The organism is uncultured Pigmentiphaga sp. (assembly GCF_937950555.1).
Classification (GTDB): Bacteria; Pseudomonadota; Gammaproteobacteria; order Burkholderiales; family Burkholderiaceae_B; genus Pigmentiphaga.
Window position 1 is genome coordinate 117,724 of the sequence record NZ_CALFCW010000072.1, and the last position, 15,026, is coordinate 132,749.

Consider the following 15,026-nt stretch of genomic DNA (forward strand, 5'->3'; position numbering starts at 1 on the left):
GGAGACGGACGATGGCTTTATTCAAGCGGATACCTAGGGTGGCGCCCGCGCTATCCGATTGAAGGAGCTGCGCATGGAAACGATGCAAACCGAAATCGCCATCGTGGGCGGCGGGCCGGCGGGGCTGATGTTGGCGATCGAATTGGGATGCCGGGACGTTCCGTGCGTCCTGCTGGAGGAAGATGCCGACCCGCCCGCTTTTCCCAAGGCCAACGCGACGTCCGCGCGGACGATGGAGCATTACCGCCGGCGCGGATTCTCGGACGAGGTGCGGGCTCTCGGGTTGCCGCCAGACTATCCGCAGGACGTGGTTTATTGCACGCAGCTGGCAGACCACGAACTTGCCCGGTTCCGGATTCCGTCGCGTAGCGAGGCAGCGCGGCGCAGCGCATTGGGCGATCTCTCCACGGTCGATGCGGGCGACTACGGGCGCGAAGCCTGGCCCACGCCCGAGCTGCCCCATCGCGTCCAGCAGATGCTGATCGAGCCGGTATTGCGTGCGCGCGCGGCGGCCTATGCGAGCGTCAGGTTGTGCCTGGGCCAGAGGGCCATTTCATTGGAGCAGGACGACCACGGCGTGACCCTCCTTGTCGAGCCTTCGAATGGCGGTGCGCCGTGGCGCCTGCGCGCGCGCTATGTCGTGGGCTGCGACGGTCCGAGGAGCATGGTGCGCAAGGCCATGGGCGTCGGATACACAGGCGAGAGCCGCGTGCAGCGCGATTTTTTCGGCGGGCAGATGCTGTCGATTTATTTTCGGTCGAGGACGCTTTATGGCGTGATCGGCAAGCCGCCGGCTTGGCAGTATTGGGCGGTCAACGCGCGACAGCGCGGCCTGCTGATCGCCATCGACGGTGTGCAGACGTTCTTGCTGGCCGTGCAGCTTGCGCCGGGGCAAGGCCCGGCGGACATCGACCCGCGGGCCGTGGCGCATGCCGTCGTCGGCCGCGAATTCGATTTCGAACTCATCGACCGCATGCCCTGGGTTGCCGGCTACATGCTGGTGGCCGAGAAAATGGCGGCCGGTCGCGTGTTCCTGGCGGGCGACGCAGCGCATCTATTCACGCCGACGGGCGGCATGGGCTACAACACGTCGATCGACGATGCGGTGAACCTGGGCTGGAAGCTGGCGGCAGTGGTCCAAGGGGGCGCGCCGCCGGCGTTGCTGGAAAGTTACGATAGCGAGCGCCGTCCGATCGCATTGCGCAACACGGCGTTCGCGCGTCGCATGGCTGACAGCATAGGCAATATGCGTCCGGACTCGACCCTCGACGAGCCGGGCGAACCTGGGCAGCGGGCAAGGGCGGAGCTGGGCCGGCGGCTGGCGGCGCACGTGGCGAGCGAATTCAACATCCCCGGACTGCAACTGGGGGTCCGTTACCTCGGTAGCCCTATCGTGGCGAAGGAACCCGGCCCTGTTCCCCCGGACGATCCGAACCACTACGAACCGGTCGCGGTGCCCGGCTCGCGCGCGCCTCATGCCGTCGTGGAAGGCAAAGTGCTATTCGATCTTTTCGGCCGCGATTTCACTTTGTTGGCTTTCTCGCGCATGGGGGAGGCCGAGAAGGCGTCGTGGCGCGCTGCAGCGCACGGGTACGGCATCCGCCTGGATCTGCTCGAGGTTGGCGACCGCTCGGCGCATGCGCTGTATGGCGCTGACAGAGTATTGATACGGCCCGACCACCACGTTGCATGGCGCGGCGGCCCGCAGGCCGATGTGGGTGCCCTGCTGGCGCTGGCGACGGGGCGCGCCATGGGCTAGTGCGGCGGCTGCGGCCGCGGTAGTGCTGGAAGATGCACAGGGCGGCCGCCGGCGGAGCACGGCCTGCGGCCGAGGAAGCGGGCCGCCCGCTGCTCAGGCCTCCGTATTCTGGATGAACTCCGGCGGCACGTCGGGCCCCCACTGATAGAGACTGTCTTCCGGCTCGAAGTCTCCTGCGGGCCACTCGTAACCGGCGGAGATGTAATCGATGTCTGCCGAGTACTCGCAGTAGGAGCCCCAGGGATCGCGCACGTAATGGAAAAAGTTCGACCCTAGCACGTGCCGGCCAGTGCCCCAGCCCTGCCTATATCCGGCCGCCGCCATTTGCGCGGCGCCTTGTCCGACTTCGTCGATGCTGGCGACGTCCCAGGCGGCATGGTGCCAGCCGCGGGCCGTGCTGCGCGCGAAAGCCACCAGGTGGTGGTCGCATCCATGCGGCGCATGGGTGAAGGCAATATTCTCGCCGGAGCGGTCCGAGAGCCGCAGGCCCAGGGTCTTGACATAGAAATCGAGCGTGCGCGAGACGTCGGGCGTGAACAGCAATACGTGCGAGAGACGCCGGGGCCGGACCTGCGCGACCTGCTTGCGCAGGCTGGCGCCGCGCCTATCGGCGGGCACGTGGATGTCACGCAGAGGCGGCTTTGCGTCGGGCATGGTCTTGGGGCCGCTCTTCACCTGGATGAGGTTGCCGTCGACGTCGCGGAACCAGATTCCTTCGCGCGTGGCACGGGGGGCATCGCCCGCGGCCGCCACTCCCGCCTCGTCCAATTGGCGGCGCATGCCAGGCAGGTCTTCTTCAAAGCAATTAAAGCTCAGGTAAGCCAACGCCTTGCGCTCGCCTTCGTAAATCCTCGCCCATACGTGGCCGTCTTGCGCGCGCAGGGCGAGCCCCCCGTTTTCGTGCGCGACTTCGAGGCCGAATGCAGTGTAAAAATGCCCGGCCAAGTCGAGATCGGGGACGGTGAGCGCATAGTGATCGATGGAATGCACCGCAGCCTTGCGGCAGGCATGGTCAAGGGTGGTCGCTGTGGTCATCGCTCTCCTCCTTTTTTCTTGGCTGCGGCGCGTTCAGGCTTCGTCTTCGATCGGGTTGCGCAGCGGCGCAAAGCCCGTGACGGACACTTCGCATATATCGCCGGGACGCATCAGCAGTTTCGGTTCGCGGGCCCAGCCTATGCCTGCGGGCGTGCCGGTGACGATCACGTCGCTAGGCTCGAGGGAAATCGCCTCGCTGATGATGCTGATCAGGGTGGGAATGTCGAAGATCATTTCGTCCGTGCTGGCGGACTGCACGACCTCGCCGTTGAGGCGGGTTTCGAGCCGTAGACCGCGCGCGGCTGGCGGGACTTCGCTTGCCGTGACCAGTTCAGGGCCGAACGCTCCCGTGGCGTCGAAATTCTTGCCCACCGTCCATTGCGGGGACAGGAACTGGTACTCGCGCACCGAACCGTCATTGAACAATGCATAGCCGGCGACGCAGCCAAGCGCCTCTTCTTTCTTGATATGCCTCCCGCCGCGCTTGAGCACCACGGCCAATTCGCCTTCGTAGTCCAGGGAATCGGAAACGCGCGGTCGGACGATGGGCTGGCCGTGGCCCACGAGGCTCGTGTGGTAGCGGGGGAAGATGGTCGGATAGGAAGGCTGCTCGTACGGGCTTTCCTTGGTGTGGTCTGCGTAGTTCAAGCCAATGCAGAAAATCTTGGCCGGGCGCTCCAGGATGGGAAGAAATGTCACGTCGGCTTCGCTCACCAGCGTGCCGCCGGTGCGGGTCTTTGCATACGTCTCGAGGTCGACACCGGCAGCCAGCAAGGACTCGAGGGAGTCTTCCCCGAGGATCCGGATGTCGTCTCCGTCCCGGGCTCCCAGGTACTTGGTGCCTTGGTGGATGAAGCGGATATAGCGCATGGGGCATTCCTCTCGGGTTGGGGGGCGAGGCGGGAAGTCGCTTATCGCGGCACGGGCGGCATGCGTCGGGCGCGCATTGGCCGCCGTCCGATCCGGAAGCGTAAAAGCTGGGGCGAGGATTGGGAAGATGGCCGATTTGCCCTACCGATACCCCTTGGGTATCGGTAGCAGGAGAGGCTCGGCGAGGGCTTCGCGCGCCGCCGGCACGTCAGTGCGCGGGGCCGCTTCGGAAGATGGCTTTGGCGGATTTATGCGCGATGCGCCAGCCTTCGTCGGTCAGCACGAGGGAGTCCCGTACCAATTGGACGACGCGGATGGGAGGCGTGGGCACGGGCAGGGCGGGGGCTTCGTCACTTTCGTGGCGCAGCACCGCCACGTACATCGATGCTTCGGCCGAGTACGCGTCCTTGCGGTCGACCACGAGGTCTTGCACGAGATGGGCGGTGACTACGCCGGCGCCCCGTTTGGAGAGGGCCTCCCGCACGGCGGCACGGCCCCGGAGGACCTTGCCTTGCCGTTCCCACACGCCGTCCGGCGTCATTTGTGCCACGAGCGCTTCGTAATCGCACGCATCGAGGGCGCGGTAGAAACGGTGGATCACGTCCATGCATTCCGCCGTCAGGTTGCCTTGCGTATGATGGCTCATCATTCGTCCTCCACCGTGTTGGCCAGGATGCCGATGTCCGTGATTTCAACCTCGATCCGATCGCCTTTTTTCATCCACACTTGCGGGTCGCGACGATGGCCGACACCCGCTGGCGTGCCCGTGGCGATGACATCGCCGGGGACGAGCGTGGTGATTTCCGACAGGTAGGAGACGATGAGCGGGACGGAATAGATCAACAGGTCCGTGCCCGAGCGCTGCATTTCCAGGCCATTCAGGCGCGACGTCAGCGTCAGGCGGGTCGGGTCCGGGATGTCGTCGGACGTCACGATCCAGGGGCCGTAGGCGCCGCTGCGATCGAAGTTCTTGCCGGCGGTGACCGAGAATTTCTGGTAGTCGCGCACGCTGCCATCCATGAAGCAGCTGTAGCCTCCCACATACTCCAGGGCGTCCTGTTCGGAAACGAGGTGGGCGCGCCGGCCGATGACGGCCGCCAATTCTCCTTCGAAGTCGAAGCGGGAGGAGGCTTTGGGGCGGATGACGGGCGCGCCGTGCGGCACGATGCTCTCGTGCGTGCGCGTAAATACGGAAGGCCGGGGAGAGACTTCGCGGCCGGTTTCTTCGGCATGGGACTTGTAGTTCACGCCTACCGCGAATATGCGGTTGATCCGCTCGAGCGGCGCGAGCAGGCGGACCTGGTCGAGCCGGTAGTCGGCAGTGGCGCCTTGCACCAGCCGCGCCACTTCCTCTCGGGCGCCGAGCATGGCGTCGATGGCCGCCAGGTCCGGCGCGCGGCGCCCGACGTCGACGACTGCATCGCCGACGACGACGCCCGTGCTAGTGCGGCCCTCGGCCGAGAATCTGATCAGTTTCATCGTTTGTCCTCAAACTGCATCGGGAAATCGAACGCCTCCGCCGGGATGGTTGCCGCCGGGCGGAGGCGGGTATCGATGGGGCCGATCAATCGGCCGTGGCGCCGGAGGCCTTGACCACTTCGCCCCATTTTTTCACTTCGGCGTCGAGGTAGCGCTTCGTTTCCTGCGGCGTGGTTCCGACGGAGACCGCTCCGAGTTCCTCCAGGCGCTTTTGTATGCCGGGGTCGCGCATGGCCTCCCGCGTTTTTTCCGACAGCAGCTCGATGACCTGCTGGGGCGTGCCACGCGGTGCGACCAGGGCGAAGAATGAGGTCGATTCGGCGCGGGGGAAACCTTCTTCGGCTAGCGTGGGGACGTCAGGCAATTGCGGGATGCGCTCGCGCGACGTGGCAGCAAGGGCACGTAGCTTGCCTGAGCGGATCAGGGGCAGCACGTTCGGCGTATTGTCGAACATTACCTGGATCTGGCCTCCGATCAAATCGGTGATGGCGGGAGCATTGCCGCGGTACGGGACGTGGAGCATGGTGGTGCCCGCCTGGCTGTTGAACAGCTCGCCGGAAAGGTGGAAGGGGGAGCCGCTGCCCGGCGAGCCGTATGCCACTCCTTTGGGATGGGCCTTGGCGTAAGCGATGAACTCTTTGAGCGTGCGCGCGGGCACCGACGGGTTGACGACCATCACGCTGGGCGATTCCGCAAGGATGGAAATGGGGGCGAAGCCGTTTACGGGGTCGTAGTCCAGCTTGCGGAACAGGGTGGGGTGGATGGCGAGCGTACTGGTGTTGCCGAGCAGCAGCGTATAGCCGTCCGGCGCGGCGCGCGCCACGTGGCCCGCGCCTATCGTGCCATTGCCCCCCGTACGGTTCTCGACCACGAAAGGTTGTTTGGTGAGTTCCGTCAGTTTCTGTGCAAGTGTGCGGGCGACGATGTCGTTGGTGGCGCCAGCCGCCAAGGTGACCACGATCGTGACCGGGCGCGACGGATAGGCGGGCTGCGCCTGGGCGAGCACCGGCCCGAGCAGCGCGCAGGCTGCGATGGAAATGCCGAATAAGGGTTTCATCCTGGAGTCTCCTCTTTTGAGTTGGTGTCGTGCGGCCTGCTAGATCAGGCCGCGGCCGTGCGTTCCCAGCCGAGCATGCGCATGAGCGGCCTGTCTGAAACGCGCAGGAGCGTCGCGTTGCTGGCGGCGTCCATGCTGTGGTCGTGCCAGCTCGGGATGGCGATCATGTCACCCCGGTTCCATTCGAACGTGTGGTCGCCTGACCGGGTAGTGCCCGAGCCCTCGATGACCACGTATATTTGGTTGACCGTAGTGCGGGGCAGCGTCCACTGCGCGCCGGCGCTCATGCGTACGATCACGCGGTCGAAAGTAATGAGGCGAGGCGGGCCGAGCTCCAGGCATTGGACGCCGGGGACGGTGTCTTGTACGGCGGCCACGCGGGTGCTGTACTCGCTATAGGCAAAGCGCATGGGTGACAGCGGCGCGGTATCGCCGGCGCGCTCTAGTACCTCGGGATGGACTTCGAAAAAAATCGGCCCCAGATATTCGGCCAATGGCACGTCGAGAAAATCGATCCAATATGCGTCCTGGCTGCTTTGGTTGTCGTGGCCGTGGTAGCACCAGTTCGGGGTGAGCAGTACGTCGCCGGGCAGCATGGGGATGCGCTGCCCGTCCACGACGGTGTAGGCGTCGGGCGCGCCTTCGAGGATGACGCGCATGGCGTTGGGCGTATGGCGGTGGCTGCGCGCATATTCGCCCGCCTTGACCATTTGATAGGCGCCCACGATGGTGCGCGTGGTTCCGTAGTCATTCCCCGGAACGGGGTTGGCCATGATCAGGTTACGGCGTTCCGCACGGTCGGTACCCACGAGCCGGCCCGCGGCATGCAGCGCAGCGCGGGCGTCCACGTAGCGCCAGTGGGCGGGAATGAACGGTCGCTTGGGTTCTGGGTACAGCGATGGGGTCGGCTTGGCCCATCCGTTTTTCATCCGGACGGTATCCAGCATGGCGTGCAGCTGGTCGAGGCTTTGCGCGCTGTCGAAATCGATCGCCGGTTTCAAGGAATCGCTCATGTTTGAACTCCCTCATTCATTGCACGTCGAGGGTCATTTCCCCGACGTGATCGATGGCGATGCGCACGCGGTCGCCGCGCTGGACGGGGCCTACGCCTTCGGGCGTACCGGTGGCGATGATGTCGCCCGGGTAGAGCGTGGCCACGCGAGAGGCGATTTCAATCATCTCCGGGATGTCGACGATGAGATCGCGCGTATTGGCGTTCTGGCGCAACTCGTCGTTTACCCATAGGCGGGCTTGCAGGTTGGCAGGGTCCGGCACTTCGTCCGCCGTGACGATCCACGGGCCGAACGGGCAAAAAGTGTCGTAGGACTTGCGCATGACACGCTCTTCGTTGCCGCGCACCACCATGTCGATGAGGCAGGCGTAACCGAAGACGTGGTCGTATGCGTCGGCGCGTGAGATGTTTTTTCCTCCTTTGCCGATCACGATGCCCAGTTCGCATTCGTGGTGAATCTCGCGCCCGGGCAGGTCGGGTAGCACGATGGGGTCGTTGGGGCCCGACAGCGAGGAGTTCGCCTTCAGGAAAAAGCCGTTGAGGTCGGCCCGGTTCTTCGACTTCATTTCCAGCCCGTGCTTGACGTAGTTCACGGGGTAGGCCAGCAATTTGTTGGGCCATGCGATGGGCACTTCCAACCTGACCTGGGCGAGATCGATGGGGCGCGTCTTGGCATGCTTTTCGATAGACGGGATGCGGTGGTCGAAGTCCGCGATCAATTGCACCGTCTGCACAGGCGGCCAGGCGTTGATGTCGATGCCGAGCGCATCGGTGATGTCGAAGGCGCTGCCATCGCGTTCGATGCCTATTCTTCCGCCGTCGAATCGGAATAGTTTCATGGGTTGGCTCTCCTTTGATGTCCGGTGACGATGGCGAGGAGTTCGCTCACGTTTCCAGGAATGCGGTCGTCCCGCCACGCGACGTGGCCGTCCGGCCTGACTAGTACGAACTTTTTCTCATAGAGCGCTACCACATCCGGCTGCCCGAGGCGGACGTGCTCGACAGGGATCCCGGCTGTGCGGGCCGCATCCAATTGCAGTTCTTTACGCCGGTAGACCTGATGCCGCACATCGAACGCGGGGCGCTGCGCCCCATCGCCGTAGCCTCCGGCAAGCGGCTCGCGAGCCTGCCTGCCGTGCCCACCTTGGCCGAGCTGAACATCGAGGGGTTCGAGTCCCCGACCTGGTTCGGTTTGGTCGCGCCCGCCGGGACGCCGCCCGCCATCATCAATTATCTGCACGCCCAGATCGAGCGTGCGAAAGCGGATCCGGAAGTCGCCCAGCGGCTTGCGAGGGCGGGCGTGGAAAGCGAGAGCCTGACGCCGGAACAATTTGCCGCCTTCATCCGCAAGGAAGTGGATCACTGGGCGGCGGTCGTCAAAGAGTCCGGCACGGCCATCGAGTAAGCGGCTGCACGAGATTGTCCAGGCGCGCGGCGCCTGGCGCAGCTTCATCTATTCTCAGGGAGCTCCCATGCTTACCGATCTCATCCGCGATCTGGTGACTGCCAATCGCATCCTCGCACATCAGGGCGTGGTCGATGCCTACGGTCATGTCAGCGTCCGCCATCCGGACAATCCGGAGTGGTACTTGCTGTCGCGTTCGCGCAACCCCGAGCTCGTCGAGCCCGCAGACATCAAGGTTTATCGCCTGGACGGGACGCCGGTCGAAGACGACGGCCACCAACCTTATCTGGAACGTTTCATCCATGGCGCGATATATGAGGCCAGGCCGGACATCCGTGCCGTCATTCACAGTCATGCCGGATCTGTGCTGCCTTTCACCGTATGCGACGCGCCGCTGGTGCCGGTCATCCATACCGCGAGCGACATGGGGCATCGTGTGCCGCTATGGGACATTCATGCAAAGTTCGGCGACACGAACCTGTTGGTCACCTGCATGGAGCATGGCCGCGACATGGCGTGCTGCATGGGGCAGAACAAGTCTGTGCTAATGCGCGGGCACGGCTTTACTACCACTGGCCGCTCGCTCGTGGAAGCCGTGAAGGCGGCGATTTACTTGCCGGAGAACGCCCGAGTGCTGATGCAGGCTATGCAGATGGGCAAGGTGATTCCGCTCACGCAAGGCGAAGTGGAGATACGCAGCCGGGTGGACCCGGATTCGCCGCAAATGCAGCGTGCCTGGGAGTATTGGAGCCGGCGGGCGGGGATGGCGACCGGCGGGTAGCGCTTGGCCTTCCATGGAGGCGGGATGTCCGCCAGCCATGGAATACGCCGCCCCTGCGTTACAGGCCGCGCGCCTTCAGTTGCGCGTCCAGTCGCGGATAGACGCGCCGCGCGTTCAGCTCGAACACTTTGCGGCGGTCTTCTTCGGAGAGGTCCAGCGCATCGATGTAGCGCTTGGTGTCGTCGAAATAGTGACCGGTTTCCGGGTCGATTCCGCGCACGGCGCCGACCATCTCCGAGCCGAACAGGATGTTATCGATGTCGATGACGCGGAACAGCAGGTCGATCCCGGGCTGGTGGTAGACGCAGGTGTCGAAGAAGATGTTCTTCATCACGTGTTCGGCCAGCGGCGGGCGCTTGAGCATGTCGGCCAGGCCGCGGTAGCGGCCCCAGTGGTAGGGCACCGCGCCGCCTCCGTGCGGAATGATGAATCGCAGGGTGGGAAAGTCCCGGAACAAGTCCCCTTCGATGAACTGCATGAAGGCGATCGTGTCCGCCGCCAGGTAGTAGGCGCCGGTGGCGTGCATGGCGCAGTTGCACGAGCCTGAGACGTGGATCATCGCCGGCACGTCGAGCTCGACCATTTTCTCGAAGAATGGGTACCAGGAGCGGTCGGTCAGTGGGGGCGCGCTGAAGCTGCCGCCGGACGGGTCGGGATTGAGGTTGCAGCCCACGAAACCCAGTTCGTTGACACAGCGTTCGAGCTCGGCGATGGCGTTCTTGATGGACGTACCCGGGGTCTGCGGGAGCTGGCAGACGCCGACGAAGGTGTCGGGGTAGAGGTCCACCACGCGCTTGATGAGGTCGTTGGAGCGGCGGGCCCAGATTTCATTGACGCGCGCATCGCCGACGTGTGGTTCCATGGCCGAGGCGCGGGGCGAAAAGATCGTCATGTCTGCGCCGCGCTCGCGCAGCAGCCGCAGCTGGTTCTTTTCTATCGTTTCCCGGATCTCGTCGTCGGAGATGTTGGGATAGGCCGGGTCGATGTCGCCACCGGCCTTGAAGTTGGCTTTTTGTTTTTCCCGCCACTCCGTATGAGCGGCCGGCGCAGTGGTGTAATGACCGTGACAATCGATGATCATGCTGACGATTCCTGTTTGACGAAGATGGCGTCGAGCCGGGCCGGAAGGCCTGTCGGGCCGGGGCGGAATGGCCGCTCGTGCAACTGAGCATTGTAGCCCCGGGCGTCAGGCGAATACCTCTGTTTTCCGCATTTCTGCTTTTCGAATTTGCATGGTCAACATGGCGGGCAGCGTGCGATGGGCGCAGGCCGCTTCAGGGACGTGAGACGAGGGCCTTGCGCAGGCGCTCGCGCTCGTCGGGCTCCGCCTCGACCAGGTACCGGATATCTCCGGCTACGGCGGCGGCCGCAGGCAGGCCGTCCCGGTACAGTACGCGGTTGTTGGTCAGCGCCGGGATTTTTTCGCCTGGCAACAGGGTGCCCGTCAAGTTGAGCGGATCGGCGGCCGAGACACATGCCAGCTCGCCGGCGGGCTCCCGCCGCCGCACGGCGCGCAGCAGGGGGATGGCCTCGGGCAGCGCGAATTGTTCGCCGGCCAGGCCTGCGACGAATCGTCCGCCACGGATGTCTCCGCGCGCTTCCAGCCGGTGGAGCACGGGCAACAGTTCGCGCCAGGGCGGCAGCCAGCGTGCCTCGCGTTCGAGCACGCGCCAAAAAATCACGCCGTAGCGGCGCAGCAGCGCGAGGGCGACGTGTTCCAGCGATAGCGGGTCGATGCGGCGGCGCTCCCGCGGGCTGGCATCGGCCGCAGGACGACGCCATAGCGCCCAGCGGCCGGCATGGTCCATGAGATGCCACGGTGCGCCCTGACGCGCGCGGCGGCGCTCGCGGGCCGTGCGCTGGGACGGGGGAACCAGCAGCGCGCGCAGGCCGGCGAAACTGTCGGAGTGTGCCGCCCCGGCGGCCACTAACTCGCCCAGCGCCGCTTCTAGTTCGTTCGGAAGCAGCCTGGATTGCTCGAGCAGTTCTTCGAAGAACATCGCGCCGTGTTGCGCCAGCGCCTCGTACACGCGCCGCGCCCGTGCGGAAAAATCGGGTTGCCAGTCCGGCGGCACCATCGCCTGCCATTTCGCCAGATGACGCCGCGGCAGCAGCACCATGGGCGTGGACCGAACGGGAGTGGCCGCGGCGCGTCCTGAAGCCACCAGCCGCATCCAGGTCACTTTGCCGGCCCGGCCCAGCTCATCCAGCCAGTCGGGGCTGTAGCCTTCGATCCGTGTGGGTAGCAGCTCTGCCTCCCAGGCTCCCGCTGCAGTTTCGTAGCCTTCCAATTGCTCGATGATGGGCAGGAGCGCGTCGGGGCCACGCAGCCGGGAGTCGGGTGCGACATGCTGCCATTCGAGGAGGAACCGCATGAAGTGCTGCAGTTCGACCGGCTCGATCTCGCGGCGCAAACGGCTGATCGTGTAGCGGTGGATGCGTGCCAGCAGGTGCCGTTCGCACCATTCCTCCTCTCTTGCGCGGGGATGGAAGCGGCCCCGCATGACGTAGCCTTCCGTCTCGAGCTTGGCGAGCGCCGAGGCGACCATTGCCTCAGGCAGGAGGAGGTCGGCGGCGATGCGCCGCAACGCAAGGGGACCGAACCCCGTCAACCGCGCGCGCAGGACTTCGACGGCAGCCTCTTCGGCGTCCCAAGCTTCGTCGCAGCCCGGAGGCGGCGCGACCGGAGGATGGCAATCGGCGGACGGATACAGTGCCTGCATGCAGGTCAGGCGTTCCGCCGGCGTCCAGAGGCCGCCGCGCCGCAGCAGGAGCCGGGTCGCACGCCCGGTTTGCGCAAGCTCTTCGAGCCAGTCCGGCCAGCCGGGGTTGGATGCCGCTTCCGCCTCCGTCAGGCATGCGAGGCTCATCAGGGCCTCATGCATTTCATCGGCGCTGCGTACTTGCGGCCAGGCCTCTGCTGCGACGGCTTCGATGGCGCCGGCATCGAGCGCCCCAAGCTCGTCGGTCGACGCCGGGGCCGCCCAGCGGCGCGCCATCACCGCCTGCGTCCTGCGTTCTTCGAGCGGAGCATCGTCCAGGAAGGCATAGGGGCGCGCGCTAAGAATCTCCATGGCGAGCGGAGAAGGGCTCGGCAGGTCGCACGCCACGAGCTCGATTTCACCGCGCTCGATCCGGCGCAACAGCGCCAGCCAGCTATCCGCATCCATGGCGTCGTGCAGGCAGTCGTCGATGGTCTGGGCAACCAGCGGGTGGTCGGGAATCTCCCGTTCCCCCACAATGTTCTCCAGGCACGCAGCCTGGTCGGGAAACACCGCCGCCAGGAGGTCGTCGCTTTTCATGCGCTGCAATGGCGGCGCCACTTTGCGGCCGCCCACGTAGCGCGGCAAGGCGAGGGCAATCGTAGCGTTCCAGCGCCACCTCACAGTGAACATTGGGGCGTCGAGCAAGGCCTGGATCAGCAGTCGTTCTGCCGTGGACGATCGCAGGTAGCGCCAGACTTCATCCAAGGGAAAGCTGTGACCCGTCGACAATGACAGCACGATGGCGTCTTCCGTGGCGGCCGCCTGGAGTTCGAAATTAAAGCTGCGGCAGAAACGCTTGCGTAGGGCCAGCCCCCAGGCGCGATTGAGCCGGCTGCCGAACGGCGAATGGATCACCAGCTGCATGCCGCCCGACTCATCGAAGAATCGCTCCATCACCAGCGCATCCTGGGTGGGTAGCCGGCCCAGCGCCGCGCGGGCATGCGCCAGGTATTCGATGACCTGCCGGGCCGCGGCTTCATTCAGTCCAATGCGTTCCATGAGGGCGCGGGTCGCACCTTCGAGGCCGGGCATGTCGCCACGTTGGCCGAGCAGGCGTTCGACGTCGGCGCGCAGCCTCGATACGCCCGCCGACAACTCATCGCTGCGTCCGGGCGCCTCGCCGAGCCAGAAGGGAATGCTGGGCGCTGCGCCGTGTGCATCCTCGACGCGCACGCGTCCGGTTTCCACGCGGAGGATGCGATATGACGCATTGCCGAGCTGGAACACGTCGCCGGCGAGGCTTTCCACCGCGAAATCTTCGTTCACCGTGCCTATCATCAAGCCCTGGGGCTCGAGAAGTACCGTGTAGTCGGCATTGTCCGGAATGGTTCCGCCGGAGGTGACGGCGGTGAGGCGGGCGCCACGTCGGCCCCGCACGGTGCCGGTTACCCGGTCGCGGTGAAGATACGCGGCGCGTACGCCGCGGCTGCTGCCGTATCCCTCGGCCAGCATGCGAAGCACGGCGTCGAATGCCGGGCGTTCCAGGTCCGCGTACGGTTCGGCGCCGCGAGCCATCTCGTACAGCGCGTCCTCGCTCCATTCCCGGGATGCGACCTCGGCGACCAATTGTTGTGCGAGCACGTCGAGCGGCGCTTTCGGAAGCCGCAGCGCGTCGAGCTCGCCCCGGCGTACGCAATCCAGCAGTGCCGCGCATTCGACCAGGTCGTCGCGGGAGGTCGGGAACAGGCGCCCCTTGGGAACCCCGCCTACATGGTGTCCCGAGCGGCCCACGCGCTGCAGGAGGGCCGAGATGCTGCGCGGCGATCCGACCTGGCAGACGAGGTCCACCTCGCCGATGTCTATGCCCAACTCCAGCGAGGCGGTCGCGACCAGCACACGCAGCCTGCCTTGCTTGAGCCGTTGCTCGGCTTCGAGCCGATGCTCTTTCGACAGGCTACCGTGATGTGCCGCGACGGCGTCCGGGCCCAGGCGTTCGGCCAGGTGCCGGGCAGCCCGTTCGGCCATGCGGCGCGTATTGACGAAGATCAGCGTGGTCCGGTGCTGCGACGCCAATTCCGCCATCCGGTCGTAGACCCGCTCCCAGACGTCGTTGGCCATGACCGGCTCCAGCGGAACGGGGGGCAGCTCGATGTCGAGGTCACGACGCTTGCCATGGCCGATGTCCACCACCTCGCACTCGCCTGCGCGGGCACGCCCGACCAGGAAGCGAGCGACCACCTCTAGTGGTCTCTGGGTAGCCGAGAGCCCGATCCGCGTGGGCCGCCGGCTGCACAGCGCGTCGAGCCTTTCCAGGCTCAGCGCGAGATGACAGCCGCGCTTGTTCCCCGCCAGCGCATGGATTTCGTCCACGATCACGGTTCGGACGCCCGTCAGCATGTTCCGCCCGCCCTCCGAGCCCAACAGGACGTACAGCGATTCGGGCGTGGTCACGAGGATGTGGGGCGGGCGCTTGCGCATGGCCTGCCTGGCCTGGGGCGCCGTATCGCCGGTGCGCACCGCCGTGCGGATGACCGGTGCCGGGCACCCCAGTCGTTCCAGTTCGCGGGTGATGCCTTCGAGCGGTGCCTCCAGGTTGGCGCGGATGTCGTTGGAGAGCGCTTTCAGCGGCGAGACATACACCACCATCGTCGCGTCGGGCAGTGCGCCACCGGCATCCACGCCCATGCGCACCAACTCGTCGATGGCGGCCAGGAAGGCGGTGAGCGTCTTGCCTGAACCGGTCGGTGCCGCCACGAGCGTGGGCCGGCCGGCCCGGATGGACGGCCAGGCAAGGCGCTGGGCGGGCGTTGCAGCCTCGAATGCGCGGCGGAACCAGGTAGCGACCGCCGGGTGAAAGCCCTGCAACGGGTCGGGGGAGGTGGGCGCGCGAAGCATGCTTGACTATATGAGGGCAAGGCGTGGC

13 protein-coding genes are annotated in these 15,026 nt (G+C 65.6%); 3 read left to right on the plus strand and 10 right to left on the minus strand.

Annotated elements, in window-relative coordinates:
* Positions 1-73: 73 nt before the first annotated feature.
* Entirely contained in the window at positions 74-1,759 is a 1,686-nt protein-coding gene (locus Q0319_RS18395) for an FAD-dependent monooxygenase (RefSeq protein ID WP_299455009.1), read from the plus strand.
* 93 nt (positions 1,760-1,852) lie between these two features.
* On the opposite strand, the gene Q0319_RS18400 is transcribed toward Q0319_RS18395, so the two are convergent.
* The 8 genes from Q0319_RS18400 to Q0319_RS19385 form a co-directional block, all read right to left on the minus strand.
* Positions 1,853-2,794: a VOC family protein gene (locus tag Q0319_RS18400; RefSeq protein ID WP_296468985.1), complete on the minus strand. Its 942-nt coding sequence runs from the start codon at positions 2,792-2,794 to the stop codon at positions 1,853-1,855.
* 33 nt (positions 2,795-2,827) lie between these two features.
* The gene (locus Q0319_RS18405; protein ID WP_296468987.1) at positions 2,828-3,664 is read right to left on the minus strand and encodes a fumarylacetoacetate hydrolase family protein; all 837 of its coding nucleotides are present in this window, start codon (positions 3,662-3,664) and stop codon (positions 2,828-2,830) included.
* A 208-nt stretch (positions 3,665-3,872) separates the two neighbouring features.
* The gene (locus tag Q0319_RS18410) at positions 3,873-4,313 is read right to left on the minus strand and encodes a nuclear transport factor 2 family protein (protein ID WP_299455013.1); all 441 of its coding nucleotides are present in this window, start codon (positions 4,311-4,313) and stop codon (positions 3,873-3,875) included.
* Positions 4,310-5,143: a fumarylacetoacetate hydrolase family protein gene (locus tag Q0319_RS18415; RefSeq protein ID WP_296464778.1), complete on the minus strand. Its 834-nt coding sequence runs from the start codon at positions 5,141-5,143 to the stop codon at positions 4,310-4,312. Before Q0319_RS18415 ends, Q0319_RS18410 begins: the two co-directional genes overlap by 4 nt.
* A gap of 85 nt (positions 5,144-5,228) precedes the next feature.
* The gene (locus tag Q0319_RS18420; protein ID WP_296464775.1) at positions 5,229-6,200 is read right to left on the minus strand and encodes a tripartite tricarboxylate transporter substrate binding protein; all 972 of its coding nucleotides are present in this window, start codon (positions 6,198-6,200) and stop codon (positions 5,229-5,231) included.
* 44 nt (positions 6,201-6,244) lie between these two features.
* The gene (locus tag Q0319_RS18425; protein WP_299455017.1) at positions 6,245-7,213 is read right to left on the minus strand and encodes a cupin domain-containing protein; all 969 of its coding nucleotides are present in this window, start codon (positions 7,211-7,213) and stop codon (positions 6,245-6,247) included.
* A 16-nt stretch (positions 7,214-7,229) separates the two neighbouring features.
* The gene (locus tag Q0319_RS18430; RefSeq protein WP_296464769.1) at positions 7,230-8,051 is read right to left on the minus strand and encodes a fumarylacetoacetate hydrolase family protein; all 822 of its coding nucleotides are present in this window, start codon (positions 8,049-8,051) and stop codon (positions 7,230-7,232) included.
* A complete protein-coding gene (locus Q0319_RS19385; protein WP_363322294.1) occupies positions 8,048-8,281 on the minus strand; it encodes a hypothetical protein in 234 nt (77 codons plus the stop codon). Before Q0319_RS19385 ends, Q0319_RS18430 begins: the two co-directional genes overlap by 4 nt.
* On the opposite strand from Q0319_RS19385, the gene Q0319_RS18435 reads away from it, so the two are divergent.
* Both Q0319_RS18435 and Q0319_RS18440 read left to right on the plus strand, forming a co-directional pair.
* The gene (locus tag Q0319_RS18435) at positions 8,207-8,617 is read left to right on the plus strand and encodes a tripartite tricarboxylate transporter substrate-binding protein (RefSeq protein WP_296464765.1); all 411 of its coding nucleotides are present in this window, start codon (positions 8,207-8,209) and stop codon (positions 8,615-8,617) included. The two genes, Q0319_RS19385 and Q0319_RS18435, sit on opposite strands and share 75 nt — an antisense overlap.
* 67 nt (positions 8,618-8,684) lie before the next feature.
* On the plus strand, positions 8,685-9,398 hold the full coding sequence (locus Q0319_RS18440) for a class II aldolase/adducin family protein (protein WP_299455021.1): 714 nt from the start codon (positions 8,685-8,687) through the stop codon (positions 9,396-9,398).
* Between the two features lie 58 nt (positions 9,399-9,456).
* Here Q0319_RS18440 and Q0319_RS18445 read toward each other — a convergent pair whose 3' ends face one another.
* Together Q0319_RS18445 and Q0319_RS18450 are read right to left on the minus strand one after the other, a co-directional pair.
* On the minus strand, positions 9,457-10,479 hold the full coding sequence (locus tag Q0319_RS18445; RefSeq protein WP_296464757.1) for an amidohydrolase family protein: 1,023 nt from the start codon (positions 10,477-10,479) through the stop codon (positions 9,457-9,459).
* Positions 10,480-10,672: 193 nt separating this feature from the next.
* Positions 10,673-14,998, minus strand: coding sequence for a DEAD/DEAH box helicase (locus tag Q0319_RS18450; RefSeq protein WP_299455024.1), 4,326 nt, complete (start codon positions 14,996-14,998; stop codon positions 10,673-10,675).
* Positions 14,999-15,026: the final 28 nt, after the last annotated feature.

What these genes read in the sequence shown, in the direction of transcription:
- Q0319_RS18395 (WP_299455009.1), top strand. Translation starts at nt 74, where the DNA reads ATGGAAACGATGCAAACCGAAATCGCCATCGTGGGCGGCGGGCCGGCG.
- Q0319_RS18400 (WP_296468985.1), bottom strand. Translation starts at nt 2,794, where the DNA reads ATGACCACAGCGACCACCCTTGACCATGCCTGCCGCAAGGCTGCGGTG.
- Q0319_RS18405 (WP_296468987.1), bottom strand. Translation starts at nt 3,664, where the DNA reads ATGCGCTATATCCGCTTCATCCACCAAGGCACCAAGTACCTGGGAGCC.
- Q0319_RS18410 (WP_299455013.1), bottom strand. Translation starts at nt 4,313, where the DNA reads ATGATGAGCCATCATACGCAAGGCAACCTGACGGCGGAATGCATGGAC.
- Q0319_RS18415 (WP_296464778.1), bottom strand. Translation starts at nt 5,143, where the DNA reads ATGAAACTGATCAGATTCTCGGCCGAGGGCCGCACTAGCACGGGCGTC.
- Q0319_RS18420 (WP_296464775.1), bottom strand. Translation starts at nt 6,200, where the DNA reads ATGAAACCCTTATTCGGCATTTCCATCGCAGCCTGCGCGCTGCTCGGG.
- Q0319_RS18425 (WP_299455017.1), bottom strand. Translation starts at nt 7,213, where the DNA reads ATGAGCGATTCCTTGAAACCGGCGATCGATTTCGACAGCGCGCAAAGC.
- Q0319_RS18430 (WP_296464769.1), bottom strand. Translation starts at nt 8,051, where the DNA reads ATGAAACTATTCCGATTCGACGGCGGAAGAATAGGCATCGAACGCGAT.
- Q0319_RS18440 (WP_299455021.1), top strand. Translation starts at nt 8,685, where the DNA reads ATGCTTACCGATCTCATCCGCGATCTGGTGACTGCCAATCGCATCCTC.
- Q0319_RS18445 (WP_296464757.1), bottom strand. Translation starts at nt 10,479, where the DNA reads ATGATCATCGATTGTCACGGTCATTACACCACTGCGCCGGCCGCTCAT.
- Q0319_RS18450 (WP_299455024.1), bottom strand. Translation starts at nt 14,998, where the DNA reads ATGCTTCGCGCGCCCACCTCCCCCGACCCGTTGCAGGGCTTTCACCCG.